The organism is Leeuwenhoekiella polynyae, from assembly GCF_004104075.1.
Taxonomy (GTDB): domain Bacteria; phylum Bacteroidota; class Bacteroidia; order Flavobacteriales; family Flavobacteriaceae; genus Leeuwenhoekiella; species Leeuwenhoekiella polynyae.
Genome location: NZ_QOVK01000001.1, coordinates 144,041 through 166,199, shown reverse-complemented (window position 1 = coordinate 166,199; position 22,159 = coordinate 144,041). Strand labels below are relative to the sequence as shown.

The following is a 22,159-nucleotide window of genomic DNA, read 5'->3' as shown; positions in this document are numbered from 1 at the left end:
TTGGCGAATGTACAAATTAAGTTATAACAGCATTAAACAAAAAAACTCCCGAAAGTCGGGAGTTTTTTATTTATAATTTCTAAAAAATTACCAGTCAAAACGATAAGTCGCTCCTGCCATTCCCTGAATGCCTTGTACCGGATAATTAACCCAACGCTGATAATTATTCCCTAATGCATTGTTCACACGTGCAAAAAAGCTTAGCTGATCATTTAAGCGATAACCGGCGTGTGCATTTGCATCAAAATAACTTTCTACAGTAACAGGTTGTGGATTGCTGGGTATTGAAGTGGTAAACACATCAACCTGATCATTGCGCTCCCCAACATAAAATAGTGTAACACCTGCAAACCAATGCTCGTCTATCTGATAATCTGCAAAAAATGAAGCTTTAAAATCGGGTAAATTCCACGCCTGATCTTCTATACTGGTATCATAAGAAAAGACTTCTCCATTTACACGCATTTTCAGATTGCTGTTCACATCAAAATTCAATTCACCAAAAACCGAAAGCGTTTTTACATTGTCATTAATTACCGCAAAAGAATTTCCGTATTGATAATTTTCTGCTCCGGTAATAGTGGTTTCACTTGCAGAACGGTAGTTATTTCGGTATAACAAACGATTATCCTGAGCTAAATAACTTGCACGTAAGTTGTAACTCATCGCGCTACTCAGCTTCCCTTTTATACCCGCGTATAAATCATATTTCTGATCAGTTGGAGAAAGGGAATCTATAGTCGGAGATATAAACGGATTCTCTGTAGCTAGCTCTTGGTAGCTGTTTTGCATCAAACCACCTTCTAGCCCACCATAAGCAATAAAATACTCATCGACTACATTGTAAGAAGCGCGTACACTTGGGTAGATATTAATATCTGTTTTGTCTGCATCAGGATTTAAATCTGTCGCAACAGTTACCCCTAAGTCTAAAGTCAAATCGTCTTTTAAGATTTGTAAACTAGGGTTTGCACTCACTATTAAATGCGTGTATTCTATTGCTTCAGAGTTTCTGTAATTGCGGTCAAAGCTTCCGTTTAGATAATCTAATTTCAAGTCTAAGCTTATTTTCTGATCTGTAATCGGAATCATAAATTCCGGAGCAACAACAGCCCTGATTTCACTAGATTCATACGAGTCTCCAAAATAGCCTACACGAGCTGTAGCACTTTCAAAAAAACCTTCATTAAACTCAATACCTCCACTCAAACCAGCCTGAAAATAACTATGAACAGGGTCAATAGCTTCTGTCAAGGTAGGTGATGCTGCAACAGCATCATTTATGCCATACCAATTGAATAGCCGATGTCCCAGATCAAGATCGGTGTGCCAGTTGTAATCGCGGTTGCGAGAAGAGTAATTTAAATTAAGATCCGTATCATAAAACTGATTGTCTAAAACTACATCTTCAATCTCTCCTTGTGATGAATTGTGATTTAAATAAACTCCAAAATTTGAATCCCGATCTATCTCAAAATTGCTGTAAAATTCAGCTAAAGCTGTAGTATACGTACCAAAGCCTAAGCGCACATAATTATCATATAATTTCACTCGCTTTGCCTTTTCTACCTGAGCAGCCTTTCCTTTAGCAGGCGTAAACGTTGAAGCTACAGGGACCGAAAATATCCCATAGGTTACTTTTTTCTTAGCGGTATTCACCGAGTCGTTAAGACTAGGTGTCGCTTTTACTTTAAATGCATCTCCTATTTCTGGCGTATAGGGTTTTACAACATTTACTACTTCGGTACCCAGATTATCTTTATCCTGAGCCTGCGCAACTCCTATCGCACTCAAGATCAAAGCTGTAGTGAAAATTGATTTTATATTCTTAATCATAATTGATTTTCTAATTAGGTGTTTCAAAAACTGAAAGCGTTCTGGTGAATTTTAGTTTTCTTCTAACGATGAATTCGTTTTAGATTCAGTTGCTTTAATTCGTTCTAATTCTTGTTGAGCTTCTGCTACAACTTCAGGATAATCGCTAAAGTTTGAGATCACGTTATCTAAAATATAGGTCGCTTGGTACGCGTCTTTCAGTTCATAAAAATTCTTTGCCATTAACACAAGACCTTTTGCGCCATATTCTTTATAACCACTATAGTCTTTAGCTAGTTTTTGTACCGAAACATTAGAGCCTTTATAGTCCCCATTTTTGTTCTTAAAATAAGCATCATAATACAAGGCTTCAGCTGCCAATGCACCGGTTGCTATTTTTGAAACTTCAGCATAAGCACTTGCGGCTCTGCTTTCGTTACCGGTTTGCATTGCGCTACGAGCAATAATTACCTGAGCATCGCTCTTTACTTTATTATCTATTTTAGAATTGCTCAACACCTGCTCTGCGTAACTAACTGCATTGTCATACTGCTTGAGTTCGTAGTACGACTTCATCAGGTTACTTTGCGCAAAAATGAGGTTCTGGGAACTGTCTGCTTCATTTTCCAGACGTTTCAATACAGGCACTGCGTCAGCATAATTACGCTCACTAAGGTACACCTGACCTAAACGAGCTAAAGCTTGTTCTGTAAATTCACTGCGTTGCTTTTCAATCACATATTTATAATGTGGAATGGTCTTCGGAAATTCATTTTTACCAAAGTATAGTTGACCCAAATAGAAGTGTGCTTCCATTGCGCGTTGCCCATTAGGATACTCGCGCAGGTATTTCTCAAAATTCTGAATCGCTTCAGGATTGTTGCTGCCTACCAATTGTTTTTCTGCTGAAGAGAATGCAGCATCATCAAGTTCTGCATCTTCTACCGAAATATAATCGAGACTGTTTGCCCATCGCCCATATTCTTCAACCTGACCCTTATCTATATAAATCAGTTTTGCTGAAGCTACAGCCTGAACACCTTCTGGAGTCCCCGGATAGTCCTGAGCAACACGTTTAAAAAGGTTTAAGGCCTGATCGCTTCGGTTTGTATTGTCATAAATAAGTGCTTTTTTCAGCTGTGCTTTAGCGGCAAATTTACTTTTAGGAATTTCTCTAACTAAACGATCGTAAGCTTGAATTCCGCGTTCGTTGTCACCGGTAGCAACATACGTATTTCCCAACTCGTATAAAGCGTCATCCCGATAACTAGACTGCGGAAACTGATTGGCAAAATTGCTTAAGCCTTCTATCTTTTGAGCGTTACGATCTACAAAACCATAGCTTATAGATTTCTGAAAGGTTGCATAATCTTTATTTCCGCCGGGCATAGCAATCGCTTCGTTATACGCTTCCATAGCCGGCCAGTATTCACTATCAATAAAATGACTATCACCCAGACGCATATACGCATCCATTTTTCTCACGTTATCTGCTGTAGCTGATTTTGTATACTGACTGAAATATTTTGCAGCCTGATTGTAATTTTTCTTTTTAAAGTAGGCATAACCTAAGTTATAAGCCAGATTATCATATTCTGATAATGAAGGCGCCGCACTGTTTTGCTCAAACTGCTTAAACGTAAGCAGTGCATCATCAATACGGTTTATAGTGTATTCACTTTCTGCTTTCCAATAGAGTGCTCGAGCTGTAAATTCGGGTGTCCGGGGTTCACTTAATGATTTTTCAAAATTGATGATTGCTTCCTGAAAATCTCCGTCGTTGTATAATTCGATGCCGCGGTAAAAAGCTACTTTTTGATAAGCTACTTTATCATCAAAATTGCGGTTGTTCTCAATAAGTTCCATCGCACCTTCATAATTCTTAGAAGTTATGTAAGAGTCTATGAGTAAATTTTGAAGTTGTTGACGCTCTGGCGTATCAGGATATTGGTCTAAGTAGTTGCTTATAGCCACCGGTGCAGGTTCGTATGCATTACCGATCTCGTAGCTCAGCTTTGCATAATTAAGTCCGCTGTCTTCTTTAATTTTCGGCTCAAAATCCATTTGATAGGCATTACGAAAAGCATTCAGTGCCTCTTGCTTTTTATCAGTTTTGAGATAGGCATCAGCTAAGTGATAATATGCATTTTGTGCAACGCTGTTTTTTCCGTCTATAATTTTATTGAATTCGCCGATTGCAGCAGCATAATCGCCTTGCTTGTAATATGCATAACCCAATTGGTAATAATCGGTATTCGTCCATTTTCCGCGTTTCCCGCGGTATTCTTTTAAATACGGAAGCGCTTCATCAAACTGACCAAGGTTAAAATAACTTTCACCTATTATCTTGTTTAATTCAGATTGATCCAGTCTGTTTGCGGTGGGTAATTGCTCTTTAGCAAGCCTTATAGCTTCCTGAAAATCACCTTTCTTAAAATTGAGATCTGCCTTAAAATAACTCAGATCTTCGCGGGTTCCTTCTTCGGCTTCTACTTCTTCAAAAAGCTGACTCGCTTCTTCATAATCATCATTTTCATAGGCCATAAAGCCTTCATAATACTTAGCCTGAGCTCCGTATTTCTCTGAATTACGTACCCGGCTGAAATATACTTTTGCCTCTTGCGGACTGTTAGTCTTAAGATGGACATACCCCATATTGAAGTTGTAACGCTCGAGTTCGCTCCAGTTTAAGCGAGATAAATCTACTTGCTCATACCAGCGTTTAGCTACAGAATACTTTCCGTTCTCGTAATAATAATCTGCAACATCCTTATAAGCAGAGTTGCGCTTAGTACTGGTAGGATATTCTTCTACAAATTTTTGCATCGCGGCATCTGCGCCACTCTGATTGAGACGTACCGCTGCGTTAGCGATATAATAAGCACAATCACCTTCAATTGTAGGGTCTGTAGTTTTCTCTTTTATTTCTAAAAAAACAGTCTGGGCAGCCAGATACTGCTTGCTGTTATACAGCGTAAGCGCCTTGTTATACTGGGCAAGTTCATTTGTAAAAGCGGCAGATTGCTGCGCGGTAACAACCGGCAATGTGAGCAGCATAAGTAGTGCCAAAGCGGCATATTTCTTAATCATAAATATCGTGTTAAGTTGCAAAAGCAGTACTTTTTAAAACCTCAAATTCTAAAAGCAACTACTGTTAATAACGTTACAAAACTAGGATAATTATATCTAGATAGGCCTTCTTATAAATAAGTTCTTGATGCTTATTTTAAACGAGTTTTCAACAGCTTAGAGAAGCACTTCAAATGAAATACTTATTGTATTTTTGACGTTAGATAAACCTATCAACTCTTAGTCGTTTTCTATGTCTACACCGGTATTGCAACTTCAAAATGCTTCTATTTTTCAACGCGAAAGCCTTATTCTTTCTGATGTAAGCCTCAGCATCAATAAAGGTGAGTTTGTTTACCTCATCGGTAAAACCGGAAGTGGAAAAAGTAGTTTTATGAAAACGCTTTACGGCGATTTACCGCTACAACAAGGACAAGGAACCATTGTAGATTATGACTTGACAACACTTAAAGAGAAACAAATACCTTTTTTAAGACGGAAACTGGGCGTCGTTTTTCAGGATTTTAAACTGCTGAATGACCGTACGGTAAAAGAGAATCTCAAGTTTGTTCTTAAAGCTACCGGCTGGAAGAATCAAAGTGAAATGGATTCTAAGATTGACGAAGTACTGGATAAAGTAGGGATGAAAACCAAAGGGTTTAAATACCCTTACCAACTCTCAGGAGGTGAACAGCAACGTGTGGCGATTGCCCGTGCGCTGCTTAACGACCCCGAATTGATTCTTGCCGATGAACCAACCGGTAATCTGGATCCACAAACTTCGGTTGAAGTTATGGGCGTCTTGCAAGAAATCAACAAGAACGGAAACACCATTCTTATGGCTACACATGATTATGCGTTGTTACTCAAATACCCTTCAAAAACTCTTAAATGCGACGGAAATAAGATTTTTGAAGTTGTACAAAAGACGATTTAAGTATCTTCGGGGATATGCTTTCCATCCTCATACCCGTTTATAACACTTCGGTAACCGAACTGGTTTCTCGAATTCTCGAGATGATCAAACTTGTGGATATTGATTATGAAATCAGAATAGCTGATGATGCTTCAACTGACGAAAATTTAAAAGCCGAAAATGAAAAACTGACTAAATATCAAAACTGTTACTACGATACATTTACTATAAATAAAGGGCGTACAGCTACTCGACAGTTTTTAGCAGAGCATTCAAAATATGAGCATTTGCTGTTTTTTGATGCTGATGTGATGCCGTTACGCGAAAACTTTCTGCGAATTATGCTTGAACATTTGGGTAAAGCTTCGGTTGTTTTTGGAGGAGTGGCTTATGCCGAGAAACCGAGTGATGACACCAAACTTCTACGCTATTACTACGGAAAAAGCAGAGAAGCAAAACCTGCTACAAAACGCAATAAAAAACCCTACTTATCTTTGATCAGTCAGCATATATTGATTGAAAAATCGGTTTTTCTAGCTTGCAATCCCGCTGAAGAAAACGCCTACGGACTGGATATTTACTTTTCCTACTTACTTCAAAAACAGAAGGTTTCGGTTTTACATATTGACAATCCTACGCTACATTTAGGTCTGGAAACTAATGCGCAATACCTGGTAAAAACACAAGAAGGATTGCAAACCATGGTCAATCTTGAAAAAGCCCAAAAACTCCCGGAAGATTTCCGGCCGCTGCAGCGTGTTGCTTTGTTCTTAAAAAAAACAAGGACCCAAAAACAGTTTATAAAGCTTATAAAAAAACAGGAATCCCAAATCATCAAAAACCTTTGTGGTACTAAACCCTATCTGCGCTTATTTGATCTATACCGCCTCTATTTTTATATAAAATTGAAGCAGGATGCCTGAGATCAGTGTCGTTATCCCGGTATTTAATAAAGCTGCCTATTTGCAAGAAACTATTCAATCTGTATTGGCACAGCGTTTTACAGATTTTGAATTGATCCTTATCAACGATGGCTCTACAGATAATAGTCTGGAGATTTTACACGGTTTTTCAGATGTCCGTATTCGCATCATCGATCAGGAGAATCAAGGTTTATCTCAAACAAGAAATACCGGTGTTTTGGCTTCTCAAGCTGATTTTATCGCCTTGCTAGATGCAGATGATATCTGGCTCCCTGATCATTTAGACGTTTTAATAAAACTTAGAAACTCTTTCCCTGAAGCTGATTTATTTGGCACCGGTTATGAAGAATTTTATAGTACTGGCAAGCTTTTAAAACCCAGACTCAATCTCAAAATAAAAGAAGCTCATCTTGTCACTGATTATTTTGATACCAGTTTATATCAACCCTTAATAATCCCCAGCGGCATGGCTTTTACTAAGGTAGGTTTCTTAGCTATAGAAGGTTTCAAAAATCCCATTACGTATTCTGAAGATGTTGATTTTTTGATACAGGCTAATCTCAATTTCCGGTTGGCTTATAACCCTAAGATTACTTGCCGTTATCGCTCATATGTACCTAATCAAATAAGCAGTCAAAAAAAAAGCGAACTACAGGCTCCTAAATTTGGTGCAATACTTCGGGCCAATCCTGAACATCAATCTTTACATAAGTATATTCAGTTTAAACGGTATTTCTTGTGCATCTTTTACAAAACTGAAGGGCGATTGGATTTATTTTCTAAACTTAAAAAGAAACTAGATCCTTCGGTGCTCAATAAAAAACAGCGCTTTCTATTGAATGCTCCAAGACTAATATTGATTGTAATCAGAAAAGCAAAGTTATTTTTATTACGGAGAGGCTTTCGGTTTACAGCTTTTTAGAAGCTAAAAAATCATTAAGGTTTCTTACGTAATCTACTTCCTTAAAAACATCACTTGCCAAAACCAGGCAAATCCCACCACTAGAAAAATTATCGAGTTCGCGCCAATACCCATTAGGAATCAACAAGCCTTCATCAGGTCTATTAAGCGTGTAAATTTGAGTTTCAAAACCCGTATTGATCAGCACATCAAAACTACCGGAAAGCGCAATTAAAAATTCGCTTTGTTCTTTATGTGCATGCCCCCCTCGAGATGCACCACTGGGTACGTCATACAAATAATAAACCCGCTTAAAAGTGAACGGTAAAATATCGTTCTCTAATACCGAAAGATTACCTCTGCGGTCTTCAATTTTAGGAAGTTTTATACGCCTAATACAATTCATAAACTTGGTTTAAATAGTGCTGCCAGCGCGTTGAGATCTTAGCAGCTTCAAATTTACAAATACTTGAGCGGCATGAAGCCTTAAATTGCTTTCTTAAACCTTCGTTGAAAGCCAATCTATTCATCGCCAGAATCAGTACTTTAAAGTCATTATGAGGGACTAAAATTCCATTTGTACCGTCTAAGATTTCTGCAGGACCGGTGGGACAATCTGTTGCTACAACCGGCGTTCCACAGGCCAAACTTTCTAAAATAACCCGAGGAAATCCTTCAAACTTGCTGCACAGTACCGTATAAAGTGCATTTGCGACATAAGGTTCGGGATCTTTTACAAAACCTTCAAAAACAACCTGCTTTTCCAAACCCATTTTTTTAGCTAAAGCCTTGAGCGCATCAAGTGTTTCTCCTACGCCCAGAATGCGCAAGTCTATATTTGCCTGTGGCAACTCACTTTCTGCATAGGCTGCTATCAATTTATCAAACTGTTTAACTCCCGGCACTAAACGTCCGGAAGCTAAAATATACCTACGTTCAATAGGAGATGGTATCGCATAATTCTCCTTATATTTCTTAAGATCAATTGCATTAGGAATTACGGTAATATTTTTCAATTTAAACTGATCTTCAATGCTCGTTTTAATGCCTTCCGTCAAAACACAAATCGGTTTTGTTTCAAATAGTTTCCTGGTAAACCTGGACGATTTAGGAAAATAATAATCCAGATTGGAGCTGCGTACCATATAAACTGGTTTCGCTTTTCGGTATAAAAATTTTTGGACTATCAATTCTTTTAAAACACTCTTTCGCATTCTAAAATCCAGTACAACATCAATCTCCTGCACCTTCAAATACGTTTTAACAATCTGTAAGCGTCTCATTTTATTCAGGAAATCGTTGCGTTTGTTTTTATACAAACCCAGATTTAGCAAATGAGCTTTAAAAGCGTAGCCAATAGTATCTGTTATTGTGACTAGATGTACGTTGAACCCTTTATCTGAAAGCATTTCCGTGAGCAAGGCGGCAGATCGCTCTGCCCCGCCACCAGCAAGTGACTCTACGAGAATACAGATATTTTGAGGTTTTGATTTCAGAGATTATGTATCTTATCACGCTAAATGTAACGCAATTTATGAGAATTCTACTCGTAGGAGAATACAGCAATTTGCACAACAGCTTAAAATCTGGTTTAGTCGAGGCCGGTCATCAGGTCACACTTATCAGTACTGGTGATGCATTTAAAAAACTACCTGCCGATATTATATTTAGTGCAAAACGTATTGAAAACAGTAGTGTGATGCGTTTTTTGCGAAAAGCTATATTTAAAGTTTTTCGATTTGATATTGCGTTTTTAGAAATTGGGTATCGTTGTTTAGACTGGCTTGTAGATCAGAAAAAATATGATGTGATTCAACTCATCAATGAGTACCCTTTTAAAACACCCTATTTTTTAGAAAAAAGAATTCTAAAGCGTCTGAGAATCCTGACTCCCAAATTGGTGGTATTGGCTTGCGGTGACGATTATATTTATCTCAAAAATATTGATAAACTCCCACACCATCCTATTCTTCAACATCCAGATATTGAATTTCCGTTTAGTAAAAAATACCTGACTATAAGGCACAAAAAATATCATGATTTTGTGTTTCAACAAAAAGATTTGATCATCAGTTCTGATCTGGATTACCATCCTATTTATAAAGGAGTTAAAGACTATTACGGACTTATACCCAATCCTGTTAACCTGAGTAATTTTCAGTTAAAACCACAAAAAGAAAGTTCAAAACTTATAATTTTTCACGGCGTAAACCGTATCAATTATCACAAAAAAGGGAATGATTATTTTGATGCTGCGCTAACAAGCATTCAACAGAAATATCAGGATCAAATTGAGGTCATTTTTGTTACAAGTATTCCGTATGCTGAATATATACAAACGTATAAAGAGGCTGATATCATTCTCGATCAAACCTATGCATTGGATCAAGGTTATAATGCATTAGAAGCTATGGCGCAGGGAAAAGTGGTTTTTACCGGTGCCGGAAAATTATTTTGTAAAACCTATAATTTAGAACCGAATAGTGTTGCGATTCATACCATTCCTAATGCTGAAAGAATCACTGCAGATCTGGAAAAGCTTATTTTAAACCCCAATCGCATTCGGGAAATTGGTCTGGCTGCACAGCTTTTTATCAAAAAGCATCACAATTATAAAATAATAGCTAACAAGTATGTGGAAGCCTGGAATTCGATCACAGCCAAAGCTGACGAATCTTCCGCTTCAGTGGACGCTCAAAATATTGATACGAAACCACACAAACCAATAGAATCAATATAAAACTCAAACTATTGAATTGCCAATCTGACAAAGCAATATCAAAGTGGTTTATAAAGCGTCTTGCATATCGTAAAATAAGCTGGTGCCAGAGGTAAAAACCAAAACTGAGTTCGCCTAAAAATAAAGCTACTCTATTATACAAGAGTCTGGAAACAGCGCCTTTTTGTTGTGCAAAAACACCAATGAAAAGCGTTATCGGTAACCAGTAATAAACAGAATACCGAACCACTTTCGGAAAGAATTCTGCAGCGCTGTAAAAAAAGATAAGTAAAGCGATTGTGGCAAGTTCATAATAGGTGAAAGCCGACTTATAAACCTGAAAAGAATCCTTCCGAAGCAATTTATAAAGCAGTATTCCTAAGCCAAAATCAAAAACTCTTAGAAACGGATTGATGTAAAAAAACCAGTGTTGCAAAGACTCTGGAATAACAACCATTAAGGCTAAAATAATCAAGCCTGAAACACTATAAAATAGAAGTAAAGACCTTTTAGAAAGTTTCAACGCATATCTCAACAAAAATGGAAATAATAAGTAAAAGAAAAATAAGTCTGAGATACTCCACGCTACACTGTTTAACGAGAAGTAATAAAATGCATCAGGTATAAAACTTTGCAGCATCAAAACAGCTGCCAAAAAGCTCGTCCACCATTCGATTGTATTTTTAGCAAATACTTCTAAAGTTAGTGGTATTGCAACTAGCAAAGTGAGAAAATACAAAGGGTACAACCTGCTCAATCGCAATTTTAAAAACTGACCTAAGCTGATTTTATTAGCGCTTATTCTTTCTGCATAAACATAAGAGAGAATAAAGCCGCTCAGCGCATAAAAAAAGGCGTGACCAATGGCATCTTCCAGAATCTTTATATGGTGCAAAAACACCAAAAAAGCAAAAACAAAACGTAAGGAAGCAAGTGATTTTAGCACGTTTTTATAGATCAACTACCTCTTGGTAAGCCCACAAGGCATTCGTTAGAAACATATTTTCAATTTCGAGGTAAGCCTCAGGATGTTGAACCTTTTAGGGGTTTCAATAAAGACTTTCGAAATATAACCAATAGCATTAGAAAATAAATGATATAACTCACTAAATGCCCCATAGACGCTCCCACAAAACCATATTCTGAAACCAGAAGTGTACTGCTAAAATAGATAACACTTAAGGAAATGATTTGTGTAATTATAAATGCCCAGAATTTATTTTTTGCGATAAACTGATATGCAATTACCAGACTTGCAACCCTAAAGAAATCACCCGATAGTTGCCAAATGAACAAGGTGTTCATCTGTAAAAAATCAGCATTATAAACCAATTTAATAATCCATATTTTCAGGAAATAAACGAGAATTAATCCCAGTCCAAAAAGTGGTAAAATGGTTTTATAAAAACTAAAAACCTCTGTTTTAAACTCTTTTCTAGTCTGCATAGTTGAGAGTTTAGGCAATACATAAAGCGTCAATAAAGTTGTGGTAAACATCAAATAGTAGTCAGAAAGACGAAGCATCGCATCCCAGTATCCCGCTTTTTCGAGTCCATCTACTGCAATGATGTGTTGCCTGATACTGATGTAAACCCACGGAGAAACGATGGCTGAAAACAAGGTCATTCCCCCATAAGAGGCTAGTTTCTTTAAAATAGAATATTTGATAGGTAATGATAGGACTGTGATTAAATACCCACGATTTTTACGCAAGGCAACAGCTATTATTAGGAATGCGATCGCAGCGCTAAATACCAAACTCAGCAGCGCGCCAAAAACTTGCATTCTAATAATTAAAAATGCAGCTAACAGAACTCCTAAAACGTTTGTCGCAATATTGATGTAAATAACTTTCTTATAATCCCCCAAACCACTTAAAACGCTTATAGTTAATGCATTTAAAGTGAAAATAGGTAAAGCTAGTGCCACAAACCGAAGTATTCGGGTAAAATTAAATGCATTAGTAAAAACCAAATTATTAAGCTCTGGAGCCGCAATAAAAAGTATTAAGCTTAGCACTACAGAAGTCAAAAAGCTAATTTTTAAAGAAGTCGAAACAAGGCTATTTAGCTTTGTTTTTTGTTGCTTATATTCGGCGGAATATTTTACTACACCATTGTTTATTCCCAATTGACCAACACTTTGAACAGAGTTCAAAAAATTACGCAAGTCTCCCAGAATTGCCATTCCCGAGGAGCCTAAATAAATTGCGATCAACTTAGAGGTTATTAAACCACAGACAATGCGAACTGAAATACGCAGCGTATTTACAGAGCTCACTTTTAATAAGATATTCTGCTGTATGAGCTTTCGCAGAAACTTAAGCATGATACTGGTTTAAAACTGTGATAATGCGATCTATTTCTGATTCAGAGAGCGCAGGATTAAGCGGAATACTCACACAGGTATTGGCTACCTGCTCGGTAACCGGGAAGCTCAAATGTGCATAGGAATTTAAAGCTTGTTGTTGATACGACGGAACAGGATAGTGTAATGAATACCCAATTTCATTTGAATTCAAATACGTTAAAAAAGAACCACGATCTTCGACAAGAATAACAAAAAGATAAAATACGTGATTGTCAGTATCATCCCAATAAGGAAGCTTGACCAAGGGATTTTTGATTTGACCTAAATAGCGTTTTGCAATATTTTGTCGTATTTGATTTTCGGTAGTGAGATGCTTCAGCTTTTCGCTTAAAAACAGAGCCTGCAAAGCATCTAATCGTGAATTAAATCCTGCATATTCATTAGTATGAGCGGTTCTTCTTCCGTAGTTTCGCAGGCTCTTTATTATTGTCGCCAAGTTAGAATCTGACGTTGTAACCGCTCCCCCATCACCTAATGCCCCAAGATTTTTAGTGGGATAAAAACTGAATGCTGCTGCATCACCAAAACTCCCGGATTTTTTGCCTTTTAATGCTGCTCCATGTGCCTGACTCGCATCTTCTATGAATAATAAATTATGGTCTTTAGCATAAGCTGAAACTTCATCTACCGGTCCCAGCAGCCCATATAAATGGGTAATAACAATAGCTTTTACAGAAGTTTCTGGCTTTGGCAACTGGTATAAATCTATATTAAAAGTAGCGTCTTCAATATCTACAAAAACAGGTTTTAATCCGGCGTTTATAACAGCCAATACCGTTGCGATATAAGAATTTGCCGCCATTAAAACAGAATCTCCCGTTTTAAGTTTTCCCTGTGTTTTACAGGCTTCAAAGATAAGTCTCAAAGCATCAAGTCCGTTACCTGTGCCGATGCAGTGAGCTGTACCGCAAAAGCTGGCAAATTCGTTTTCAAAGGATTCTACGGCATCTCCAAGAATATAATTCCCATTACTCAAGAACTCTGAAAACTTCGACTTTAAAGTTTCCTCATAAGGGGCGTTGAGCTTTTTGATATCTAAAAACGGAATCATAAAACAATATCTTTTAGATAATGTGCATTGCCCGTTTTTACACTAAAAGTTCGCTGAACCCGTGTACGTGCTCCAAAGGTCTCTTTCCAGAATTGGAGTCCGTTATTGAGTTTTAAGCCGGCTTGCTCATTAGAAGTTCCGAAATCAAAATACCACTTGTCTGTATATTTTTTTTCAATCAAATATTGAAATAGTAGATCTAAAGCACCTTGTTTGCGTCCTTGGGGGTTGGCAGAAATATACTGTACATGTGCAACTGTTTGGGTTTCAAAAATAGTCGCTCCCGCTAATAAACTCCCTAAATCGTCAACCACATTAAACTGTTTAATGTTATATTTAAACCGCTTTGCTAAAAGTGTAATCTCTTCTAAAGAATGGGTAGGTTTTGCACTATGTCTTGCGTGCAGATTTGGTTCTAAAACCTGTTTCCAGAATGGTTCAAAATCTATCGTCTGTACTATTTGCAACCCTGCTTTTTGAGCTTGATTGGCTGCGCTTTTTCTGGATGAATTCAATGGAATTCTATTGCGATACTCAATTACCGCAGCGGTTTCCACTTTAACAAGTTTAGCTTTAATTAAAAACAAGAGATAATCGAGTTCGTCTCCAGGTAACTCCTGATAAAATTGAGGTAAGACTTTAATTTCCAGGTTTTTTATTTCGCTTTGCGAAAGAAAACTCAAAACGGCTTCAAAAATTTCCAGAGCTTCTTTTAACCGTATTTCAGCTTCTAAAATCAAGCCTCCATAGGTTAATCCCTGATGTGAATATATCGTGTCTTCTACTTTATTTGCAGGTAAAACAGCAACTACTCTTTCACCTTTAAAAACAAGTAGGCTGTAATCTTTAAAACGGTCTTTATGGTACTCCATAAAATCCCTTTGAAAGAGAAAAGATGTATTCTTAGAACCTTTATAGGTTCCATTAAGTGAAGCTACAAAACGATCCCATCTGGATTTATAGTTAGGTGTGTAGGTTTTTACTGTTAATTTAGGCAAAGAATATATTTTAATGTGAAAGTAATAAAATAAGCATTTAAAAAATGCCTATTGTGAAATCACATTTTGCAATCCCTTAAAAGGAAAAGCATCATATAAAGTTTAACCTCTAATTTTTTACGTAAAGTCTTAAATGCTTTACTTATTTGAGCTTCTACTGTTTTTACAGATATATTAAGATATTGCGCTATTTCTTTATTGGTAAGACCGTCTTTTCTGCTCAATAAAAATACCTCCTTGCATTTGGGTGAAAGCCTTTCTATCTCATTAAATATTTCTGACATGATTTTTTCTAAACTTTCATCATCGCTTTCTTTTGCAACTCTCTCTAAGCTTTCGTGATACTTTTTTTCAAGCTTTATAATAGCACTCTCTTTCTTATAGTGGTTTATAAATTCGTTATAAGCACTTTTAAATAAATAACTCTTTAATGAGGTGTTTATAGCTAAACGCTCTCGTTTTTCCCAGATTTTCATAAATACATTTTGCAAAATGTCTTTTGCTGAAGCTTTGTCATTGGTCAAGGAAAAAACATAGCCCATAAGTGAAGGACTGTATTTTTCAATTAAAAATGCGTGTGCATTTTTATCACCTTTTTTTAAGGCAATCACCCAAGTATTGTTTATTTGTTCAGACATTATTAATAAAACGTTTTATCAAGTTGGAATTAATCTTATCTATTTTGATAAAAAATAAATATATGAAAAAAATATTATGAAAATATTAGGGTTTTCTAAATGAGGATTGTCTTAGCTATATAACTCAATAAGAAATGAACAGAAATAGCATTGAAAATTCATTAATCAGATACTTAACTGGGCACGCTTCCGAAAACGATGTAGAATTATTATCTGAATGGATAAAAGATGATGAAAACCAAAAGACATTTGATGAGTATGTAAAGCTTCATTTTGAAATTTCAACAGTACTTCAAAATGAAGAAGTTGCTCCTTTAAAAGACAAATTGCTTTCTAAGATTTCTGAAAACAAGAAAAAGAATTCAAAAAAAATCACTACGAAACGTATTCTAAGCTATGCTGCCTTAGTCGTTGTTCTGATAACAGGAGGATATTTTTCTGCTACACAATTTTTACTCCCCTTAATAAATAATACAGGGCAAACTATTCAAGAAAAATTTGTCATTCTTGAAACAGAAGAGGGTGATATGATAAAACTACTACCCACAAATCAAAAAGTAATTACTAATGCTCAAGGCAATTCTATAGGTAATCAAAAAGGAGAAAAACTGATTTATCTCAACGACGCTCATGTTGAAGAGCCCTCATATGTTACCATACGTATTCCTAATGGTAAAAAATTTAATATCGTTCTGGCAGATGGCACAAGTATTTATCTCAATTCAGGAAGTACATTAAGATACCCTACATTTTTTAAAAAGGATATTCCCAGATCTGTAACGCTAACAGGTGAAGCCTTTTTTGAAGTTGCTGAAGACAAGACTCACCCTTTTATAGTTGAGTCTGATGCTATTAAAATTAAAGTTTTAGGGACCAAATTTAATGTCAATAACTATGCTGAAAACCAAAATATACATACCGTTCTGGTGGAAGGTTCGGTTAGTCTTCTCAATCCTAAAAATTCTGATGAAATATTATTAAAACCCAATCAAAAAGCTGATTGGAATAGAAAAGATAATACAATCCATGTTGAAGACGTAGATTCTTACAGATACACCGCCTGGATGGACGGGAAATTAATCTTTAGAAATGCAAAATTTCATAAAATAAGCCGTGCGCTTGAAAGAAAATATAATGTCAAAATAGAAATAGAAAACAAAGAACTTGAAAAAGAAATCTTTGATGCCTCCTTTGATATTGAAAGCATTAGAGAGGTTTTAGAATCTTTTAAAAGAAGTTATTCGTTTGAATATAAAATCGATAAAAATCACATTACCATCTATTAAATCAACTTTAAACTAATTAAAAATGAAACAACAACTACGAGGTCCAACTTACCTGAATCAAAAAAACCAGAAAATGCTCTAACATTTCCCGGTTTTAAACTCTGATTTAAAACAAAATTTAAACCATTATTAACTACTCGCAAATTATGAAAAAACACTCACAAAGATGGAGTGCGAATCATTCTATTTATCTATTAAACTTAAAAATGAGCATTACTGCTGTACTTATAACCTTAATTTCAATTTTTCAGGTTCAGGCTAATTCTTATTCTCAAGATAAAATATCATTAGATCTGGAGCAGGTCTCTGTGATTGATATTATTCATGCTATAGAAGCAAAATCTAATTATAAATTTCTCTTCAATAGAAAAGATGTAAACCTTGAGCAAAAAGTCACTGTTCTTGTAAATGACCAATCTATTGATCAGGTTCTTAAAAAAGTATTTAAGAATTCTGATATTGATTACGAAGTTTTAAATAATCAAATTATACTTAAAAAAGCTGTATCTAACAATTCGCTATCAGACAAACAAAATCAGTATAAAATATCAGGAAAAATACTTGATCCTACCGGCCAGCCACTTCCAGGAGCAAACATAGTAGAAAAAGGCACCAAAAACGGTGCTACTTCTGAATTTGACGGGAGTTTTACACTTAATGTTAGTGATCCGAATGCAATTCTGATCGTATCTTATATTGGATTTACAACTCAAGAAATTCCACTTGAAGGCCAAACAAGTATTTCTGTAAAATTGGAAGAAAATGCTGCCAGTCTTGATGAATTGGTTGTTGTTGGCTACGGAAAGCAAAAGAAATATTCAGTGATCAGCTCGGTTGCAACTATTGAGCCCGAAGAATTGCAAACCAGTTCTTCACGTTCTCTTAGTAATAATCTTGCAGGAAGATTGGCTGGTGTGATCGCAGTACAGCGTTCTGGAGAAACAGGATACGATAACTCTCAATTCTGGATTCGTGGAATTTCATCTTTTGCAGGAAATTCTCAACCCCTAGTATTAGTAGATGGTATAGAACGATCGCTCAATAACATAGACCCTGCAGAAATAGCAACATTTTCTATCCTTAAAGATGCAGCAGCTAGCGCAGTTTATGGAGTACGTGGTGCAAATGGTGTGATATTGATAACCACAAAACGAGGAAAGATTGCTAAACCAAGTTTTAATGCGCGTTACGAGCATAGTCTTACACAGCCTACACAATTACCAGAGTTTATAGGTGCTGCAGAGTATCTTGAAGTGTTTAATGCTATCGCAAGAGAAGAAGGCAACACAGAGCCCTTTTCACAAGAACGAATTGATAATATACGCTCTGGAGTAGATCCTGATTTATACCCGGATGTTAACTGGCTTGATGAAATAACCAAAGATCATGCGTTAAGCGACAGACTTAACCTTACTGTCACTGGAGGTACAGATCTCTTAAGATATGCTTTTGTGGCTTCTTATTATGGTGAAAATGGGATTATTGAAAATGATCCAAGACAAGAATGGGATTCTTCTCCACATTTAGATCGGTATAACATGCGATCTAATCTTGATTTGAATATGACCCCAACTACCTTGTTTCGAGTGAGTATAGGAGGTTTTCTTCAGGATTTGAGAAGAGCTCCTCAAAACGTAAATGAGTTATTAAATCTTGCATTTGAAACTCCGCCTTATCAACATCCAACACAATATTCTTCTGGAGAAATACCTGTTCAGCCAGAGAGAGCAAATCCTTGGGCTCTTGCTACTCAAACGGGGTATGAACGTCAAAGTGCCAGTAAATTAGAATCGTTATTTTCTGTAGAGCAAGATCTAGACTTTATAGTTCAGGGATTATCTACAACATTTAAATTTTCTTTTGACCGGTATAATGCAAATAGTGTTAGACGCGCAAAATCCCTTGAATATTATAACCCGGCAACCGGGAGAAACGAAGATGGCTCTTTAGATTTGACTGTTTACAGGTTTGGCCAAGATTTCTTAGGCTATGAAACCGGTTCAGAATGGGGTAACAAAGCGGTTTATTTAGAAGGAAGAGTTGAGTACTCTAACAATTTTAAAGGAGATCATCAGGTAGATGGTTTGTTTTTGTATAATCAGCGTAATTATGATGATGGATCCAGACTCCCTTACCGAAATCAAGGGTTTGCAGGACGTGCTTCCTATTCCTACAAACGTAAGTATATAGCCGAATTTAATTTTGGTTATAACGGTTCAGAAAATTTCGCAAAAGGTAAACGTTATGGATTCTTTCCTTCTGCAGCAGTGGGTTGGATTGTTTCTGAAGAAGATTTCTTAAAAGATATAAAAACGATATCAAACCTAAAGCTAAGAGCATCTTATGGTCTTGCAGGTAATGATCAAATAGATGGCCGTAGGTTTGCTTATATAACAACTATAGGCGATACAAATGGCTATAGATGGGGGGTTAATAATGATTACGAAAGAGCAGGTCGTTGGGAAGGAGATTATGGGGTATCTAACTTAACCTGGGAAACCGTAGCCAAGGCAAACCTTGGTATTAATTTAGGTTTGTGGGAAAGCATTAATATCACGGCTGATGTGTTTAATGAAGTGCGCAGCGATATTTTTATGCAAAGGCGTACAGTACCAGGATCTGCAGGTTTTGTAAACAATCCGTGGTCAAACTATGGTAAAGTAAAAAATCAGGGATTTGAAGTCTCTTTAGATGTAAATAAGAGATTTAACGATGATTTTTCGATAAGAGGTTGGGGTAATTTCAGTTATGCCCATAACGAAATACTGGAACAGGATGAACCAGTAGCTATAATCGGTACCAACCGGTCCTCTACAGGTCAATCTGTTGGTCAGATATTTGGACTCCTAGATAATGGTTTATTTACTAATGAAGACTTTGCTGATATTGATAATGGGGTATTGAATGATGATGTACCCGAACATACGTTTGGGAATGTAAGACCAGGTGATATTAAGTATAAGGATATTAATGGAGATGGAAGAATTACAGAATTAGATAGAACCGCTATAGGAGGCACTTACAACCCAGAGATTGTTTACGGTTTTGGTTTTAATATGCAGTATAAAAATTTTGACTTTGGCATGTTTTTTCAAGGAAATGCGAAAACATATCGAATTATAGGAGGTTCGTATTTCAGCCCTGGCTCAGGTCAAGGAGGGCTAGGTAACATTTACACGAATTATACAGATCGTTGGACGGTAGAAAACCCCAGACAAGATGTTTTCTGGCCACGTTTATCCAATGCCCCAAATGCCAATAATGATAAGGCTTCAACTTGGTGGCTTAGAGATATGAGCATGCTGCGTATGAAAAATGTAGAATTTGGATATACATTTCCAAAAAGTCTAACAGAAAAAATAAGCAGTAACAATGCTCGCCTTTATGTAAGGGGCAATAATGTACTCACATTGTCTTCTTTCAAACTTTGGGACCCTGAAATTGATACAGGTACAGGATTTACTTACCCTCCTATGCAGTCTATTGCCTTAGGCCTAGATATTATCTTCTAATAAAAAAAACATAGATTATGAAAATATTAAAATACATAACTGTCATTTTGTTAACGATGACATTTACGTCGTGTTCTGATTATCTGGACCAAAAACCAGAAGATATACTTACGCTCGAGAAAGTTTTTAACGATAAAACCAGAACTGAAGATTGGTTGGCTGGTATTTATTCAAATATCCCAGACCCCTATTGGGGCATGATAAGAAATATTGGTTACGATGCGTTTGGAGACGATATGGCTCCTTCTACAGGGTGGGAGCAATTTGGATGGGATGTAATTGCTAAACAAAGAGGAGACTGGAACCCCACGTCAAACTGGAATAGTGATTATTGGGATGTCTTGCCCAAAAGAATCAGATCTGCTTATATATTTATAGAAAATATTAAGGCATTACCAGCTCAGAAAGTTTCAGAAGAAGAAGTGCAGATTATGAAAAATGAAGCACGCTTTCTTATAGCCTATTATAATTTTCTACTCATTCAGGCTTATGGACCTGTTCCTTTTAATGAGGGTATACGTACAGCTGATGAAGACTTGCTAAATGAAAGAAGACCGTATGATGAATTGGTTTCCTGGATTGATAATGAGTTAAAAGAAGTATCTCAAGAACTGCCTGCAACATATAGTGATGCGTCAAAGTTTGGTCGTGCCACATCAATCATGGCTTTAGCAGTAAGAGCACGTATGCTCTTATTTGCCGCGAGCCCTCTTGTAAATGGCAACTCTGAATATTCTGGTTTTACAAACAGCCTGGGAGAACCGCTTTTTAATACTACTTATAGTCCAGAAAAATGGGTTAGAGCAAGTAATGCGTGTAAAGAACTAATTGATGCAGCACATCAGGCTGGTCACGATCTGTATTATGAATACAATGATGACGGCTCTATAGATCCTTTTCTTTCCTATCAAAATATGATGTTTAGAAAAACTACAGATGGCAATACGGAAATACTTTTTGCACGTCCTGATGTAAATCACTGGGAGTATGATAAACATGCACAGCCCAGAGGTACTGCTGGTAACGGTGGTCTAGGAGTAACACAATCTTTGGTAGATGCATTTTTTATGGAGAACGGATTACCTATTGACGATCCTAATTCAGGCTATGTTGAAAAAGGGTTTTCTGAAGAAGCAGAATTTAGAAACACCAAATGGATTGAAGTTCAGGGAAATCAAGATGGAAAAGCGGGACAGGTTACGCTGCCAGATACTTATAATATGTATACCCATCGTGAACCTCGCTTCTATATTTCTGTTTTATATAACAGAGCGTGGTACCGAAGAGAGAATCGCACTACGCGTTTTATGAAAGATGAATGGGATGGAGGGCCAACCCACGATGCACCACAAAATGGATATCTTGTACGTAAGAAAGTACATCCAGATCACGATCCAAGAAACGGAACAAATCCATACAGGCCAGGTATTCTTTACAGATTGGGGGAAGCCTATTTAAATTATGCCGAGGCCCTTAACGAAAGCGACCCAGGCAATCCTGATATTTTGAAATACGTTAACCTTATAAGAGAACGAGCTGGTATTCCTGATTTGCCAACTGGTATGAACCAAAGTGAAATGCGCGAAGCCATACACAGAGAAAGACGTGTGGAGCTCAACTGTGAAATGGGATTAAGGTACCACGATATTAGACGTTGGAAAATAGGAGAAGAAACACTTGATAGAAAATTTTATGGAATGAATTTCTTTGCTTCTCAATATTGTGATGATGAAAGCAATCCAGATTGCTTTTTTATAAGAAAATCCTATCAGGAACGTCAATTCTCTAAAAAGAATTATTGGATTCCTATTCATCAGACAGAAATAGATATCAATCCAGATTTGGTACAAAATCCGTTCTGGTAAGACTTTGTGAGGTTTTATGCCCCCTAACTAATTGTAAGGTGTGGGGGGTATAATTCTCATAAGAGAAAATAATAATCACCAAAAAATTAAATCAAG

16 protein-coding genes are annotated in these 22,159 nt (G+C 36.6%); 7 read left to right on the top strand and 9 right to left on the bottom strand.

Features of this window, described 5'->3' with window-relative positions; translation table 11 throughout:
• Positions 1–87 precede the first annotated feature (87 nt).
• Entirely contained in the window at positions 88–1,836 is a 1,749-nt protein-coding gene (locus DSM02_RS00665; protein WP_240673944.1) for a TonB-dependent receptor, read from the bottom strand.
• Positions 1,837–1,887: 51 nt separating this feature from the next.
• Positions 1,888–4,905, bottom strand: a complete 3,018-nt coding sequence (locus DSM02_RS00660; RefSeq protein WP_128763840.1) for a tetratricopeptide repeat protein — start codon at positions 4,903–4,905, stop codon at positions 1,888–1,890.
• 232 nt (positions 4,906–5,137) lie between these two features.
• On the opposite strand from DSM02_RS00660, the gene DSM02_RS00655 reads away from it, so the two are divergent.
• The 3 genes from DSM02_RS00655 to DSM02_RS00645 are packed head-to-tail and all read left to right on the top strand — an operon-like array spanning position 5,138 to position 7,645.
• On the top strand, positions 5,138–5,821 hold the full coding sequence (locus DSM02_RS00655; protein ID WP_128763839.1) for a cell division ATP-binding protein FtsE: 684 nt from the start codon (positions 5,138–5,140) through the stop codon (positions 5,819–5,821).
• A gap of 14 nt (positions 5,822–5,835) precedes the next feature.
• On the top strand, positions 5,836–6,723 hold the full coding sequence (locus DSM02_RS00650) for a glycosyltransferase (protein WP_128763838.1): 888 nt from the start codon (positions 5,836–5,838) through the stop codon (positions 6,721–6,723).
• The gene (locus DSM02_RS00645) at positions 6,716–7,645 is read left to right on the top strand and encodes a glycosyltransferase family 2 protein (RefSeq protein ID WP_128763837.1); all 930 of its coding nucleotides are present in this window, start codon (positions 6,716–6,718) and stop codon (positions 7,643–7,645) included. The genes DSM02_RS00650 and DSM02_RS00645 overlap by 8 nt, the downstream gene beginning before the upstream one ends.
• On the opposite strand, the gene DSM02_RS00640 is transcribed toward DSM02_RS00645, so the two are convergent.
• Both DSM02_RS00640 and DSM02_RS00635 read right to left on the bottom strand, forming a co-directional pair.
• On the bottom strand, positions 7,632–8,030 hold the full coding sequence (locus tag DSM02_RS00640) for a sugar 3,4-ketoisomerase (RefSeq protein ID WP_128763836.1): 399 nt from the start codon (positions 8,028–8,030) through the stop codon (positions 7,632–7,634). The genes DSM02_RS00645 and DSM02_RS00640 overlap by 14 nt on opposite strands.
• The gene (locus tag DSM02_RS00635) at positions 8,017–9,033 is read right to left on the bottom strand and encodes a glycosyltransferase (protein WP_128763835.1); all 1,017 of its coding nucleotides are present in this window, start codon (positions 9,031–9,033) and stop codon (positions 8,017–8,019) included. The genes DSM02_RS00640 and DSM02_RS00635 overlap by 14 nt, the downstream gene beginning before the upstream one ends.
• Before the next feature lie 125 nt (positions 9,034–9,158).
• Between DSM02_RS00635 and DSM02_RS00630 the strand changes: the two genes are divergently transcribed.
• Complete coding sequence (locus DSM02_RS00630; RefSeq protein WP_128763834.1) at positions 9,159–10,364, top strand: glycosyltransferase family protein; 1,206 nt, start codon at positions 9,159–9,161, stop codon at positions 10,362–10,364.
• On the opposite strand, the gene DSM02_RS00625 is transcribed toward DSM02_RS00630, so the two are convergent.
• From DSM02_RS00625 to DSM02_RS00605, 5 genes are all read right to left on the bottom strand, one after another.
• Positions 10,279–11,289 (bottom strand): acyltransferase family protein, encoded by a 1,011-nt coding sequence (locus DSM02_RS00625; RefSeq protein ID WP_164918201.1) that lies wholly within the window; start codon positions 11,287–11,289, stop codon positions 10,279–10,281. The genes DSM02_RS00630 and DSM02_RS00625 overlap by 86 nt on opposite strands.
• 77 nt (positions 11,290–11,366) lie before the next feature.
• The gene (locus tag DSM02_RS00620; protein ID WP_128763832.1) at positions 11,367–12,671 is read right to left on the bottom strand and encodes an O-antigen translocase; all 1,305 of its coding nucleotides are present in this window, start codon (positions 12,669–12,671) and stop codon (positions 11,367–11,369) included.
• Positions 12,664–13,764 (bottom strand): DegT/DnrJ/EryC1/StrS family aminotransferase, encoded by a 1,101-nt coding sequence (locus DSM02_RS00615; RefSeq protein WP_128763831.1) that lies wholly within the window; start codon positions 13,762–13,764, stop codon positions 12,664–12,666. The genes DSM02_RS00620 and DSM02_RS00615 overlap by 8 nt, the downstream gene beginning before the upstream one ends.
• Positions 13,761–14,762 (bottom strand): GNAT family N-acetyltransferase, encoded by a 1,002-nt coding sequence (locus DSM02_RS00610; protein WP_240673943.1) that lies wholly within the window; start codon positions 14,760–14,762, stop codon positions 13,761–13,763. The genes DSM02_RS00615 and DSM02_RS00610 overlap by 4 nt, the downstream gene beginning before the upstream one ends.
• 59 nt (positions 14,763–14,821) lie before the next feature.
• Positions 14,822–15,400, bottom strand: coding sequence for an RNA polymerase sigma factor (locus DSM02_RS00605; RefSeq protein ID WP_128763830.1), 579 nt, complete (start codon positions 15,398–15,400; stop codon positions 14,822–14,824).
• Between the two features lie 134 nt (positions 15,401–15,534).
• Between DSM02_RS00605 and DSM02_RS00600 the strand changes: the two genes are divergently transcribed.
• From DSM02_RS00600 to DSM02_RS00590, 3 genes are all read left to right on the top strand, one after another.
• A complete protein-coding gene (locus DSM02_RS00600; protein WP_128763829.1) occupies positions 15,535–16,686 on the top strand; it encodes a FecR family protein in 1,152 nt (383 codons plus the stop codon).
• A gap of 146 nt (positions 16,687–16,832) precedes the next feature.
• Positions 16,833–20,198 carry a TonB-dependent receptor gene (locus DSM02_RS00595; RefSeq protein ID WP_205875037.1) on the top strand — a complete coding sequence of 1,122 codons (3,366 nt, stop codon included), beginning with the start codon at positions 16,833–16,835 and terminating at the stop codon, positions 20,196–20,198.
• A gap of 17 nt (positions 20,199–20,215) precedes the next feature.
• Complete coding sequence (locus DSM02_RS00590; RefSeq protein ID WP_128763828.1) at positions 20,216–22,063, top strand: RagB/SusD family nutrient uptake outer membrane protein; 1,848 nt, start codon at positions 20,216–20,218, stop codon at positions 22,061–22,063.
• The last annotated feature ends 96 nt before the right edge of the window (positions 22,064–22,159 follow it).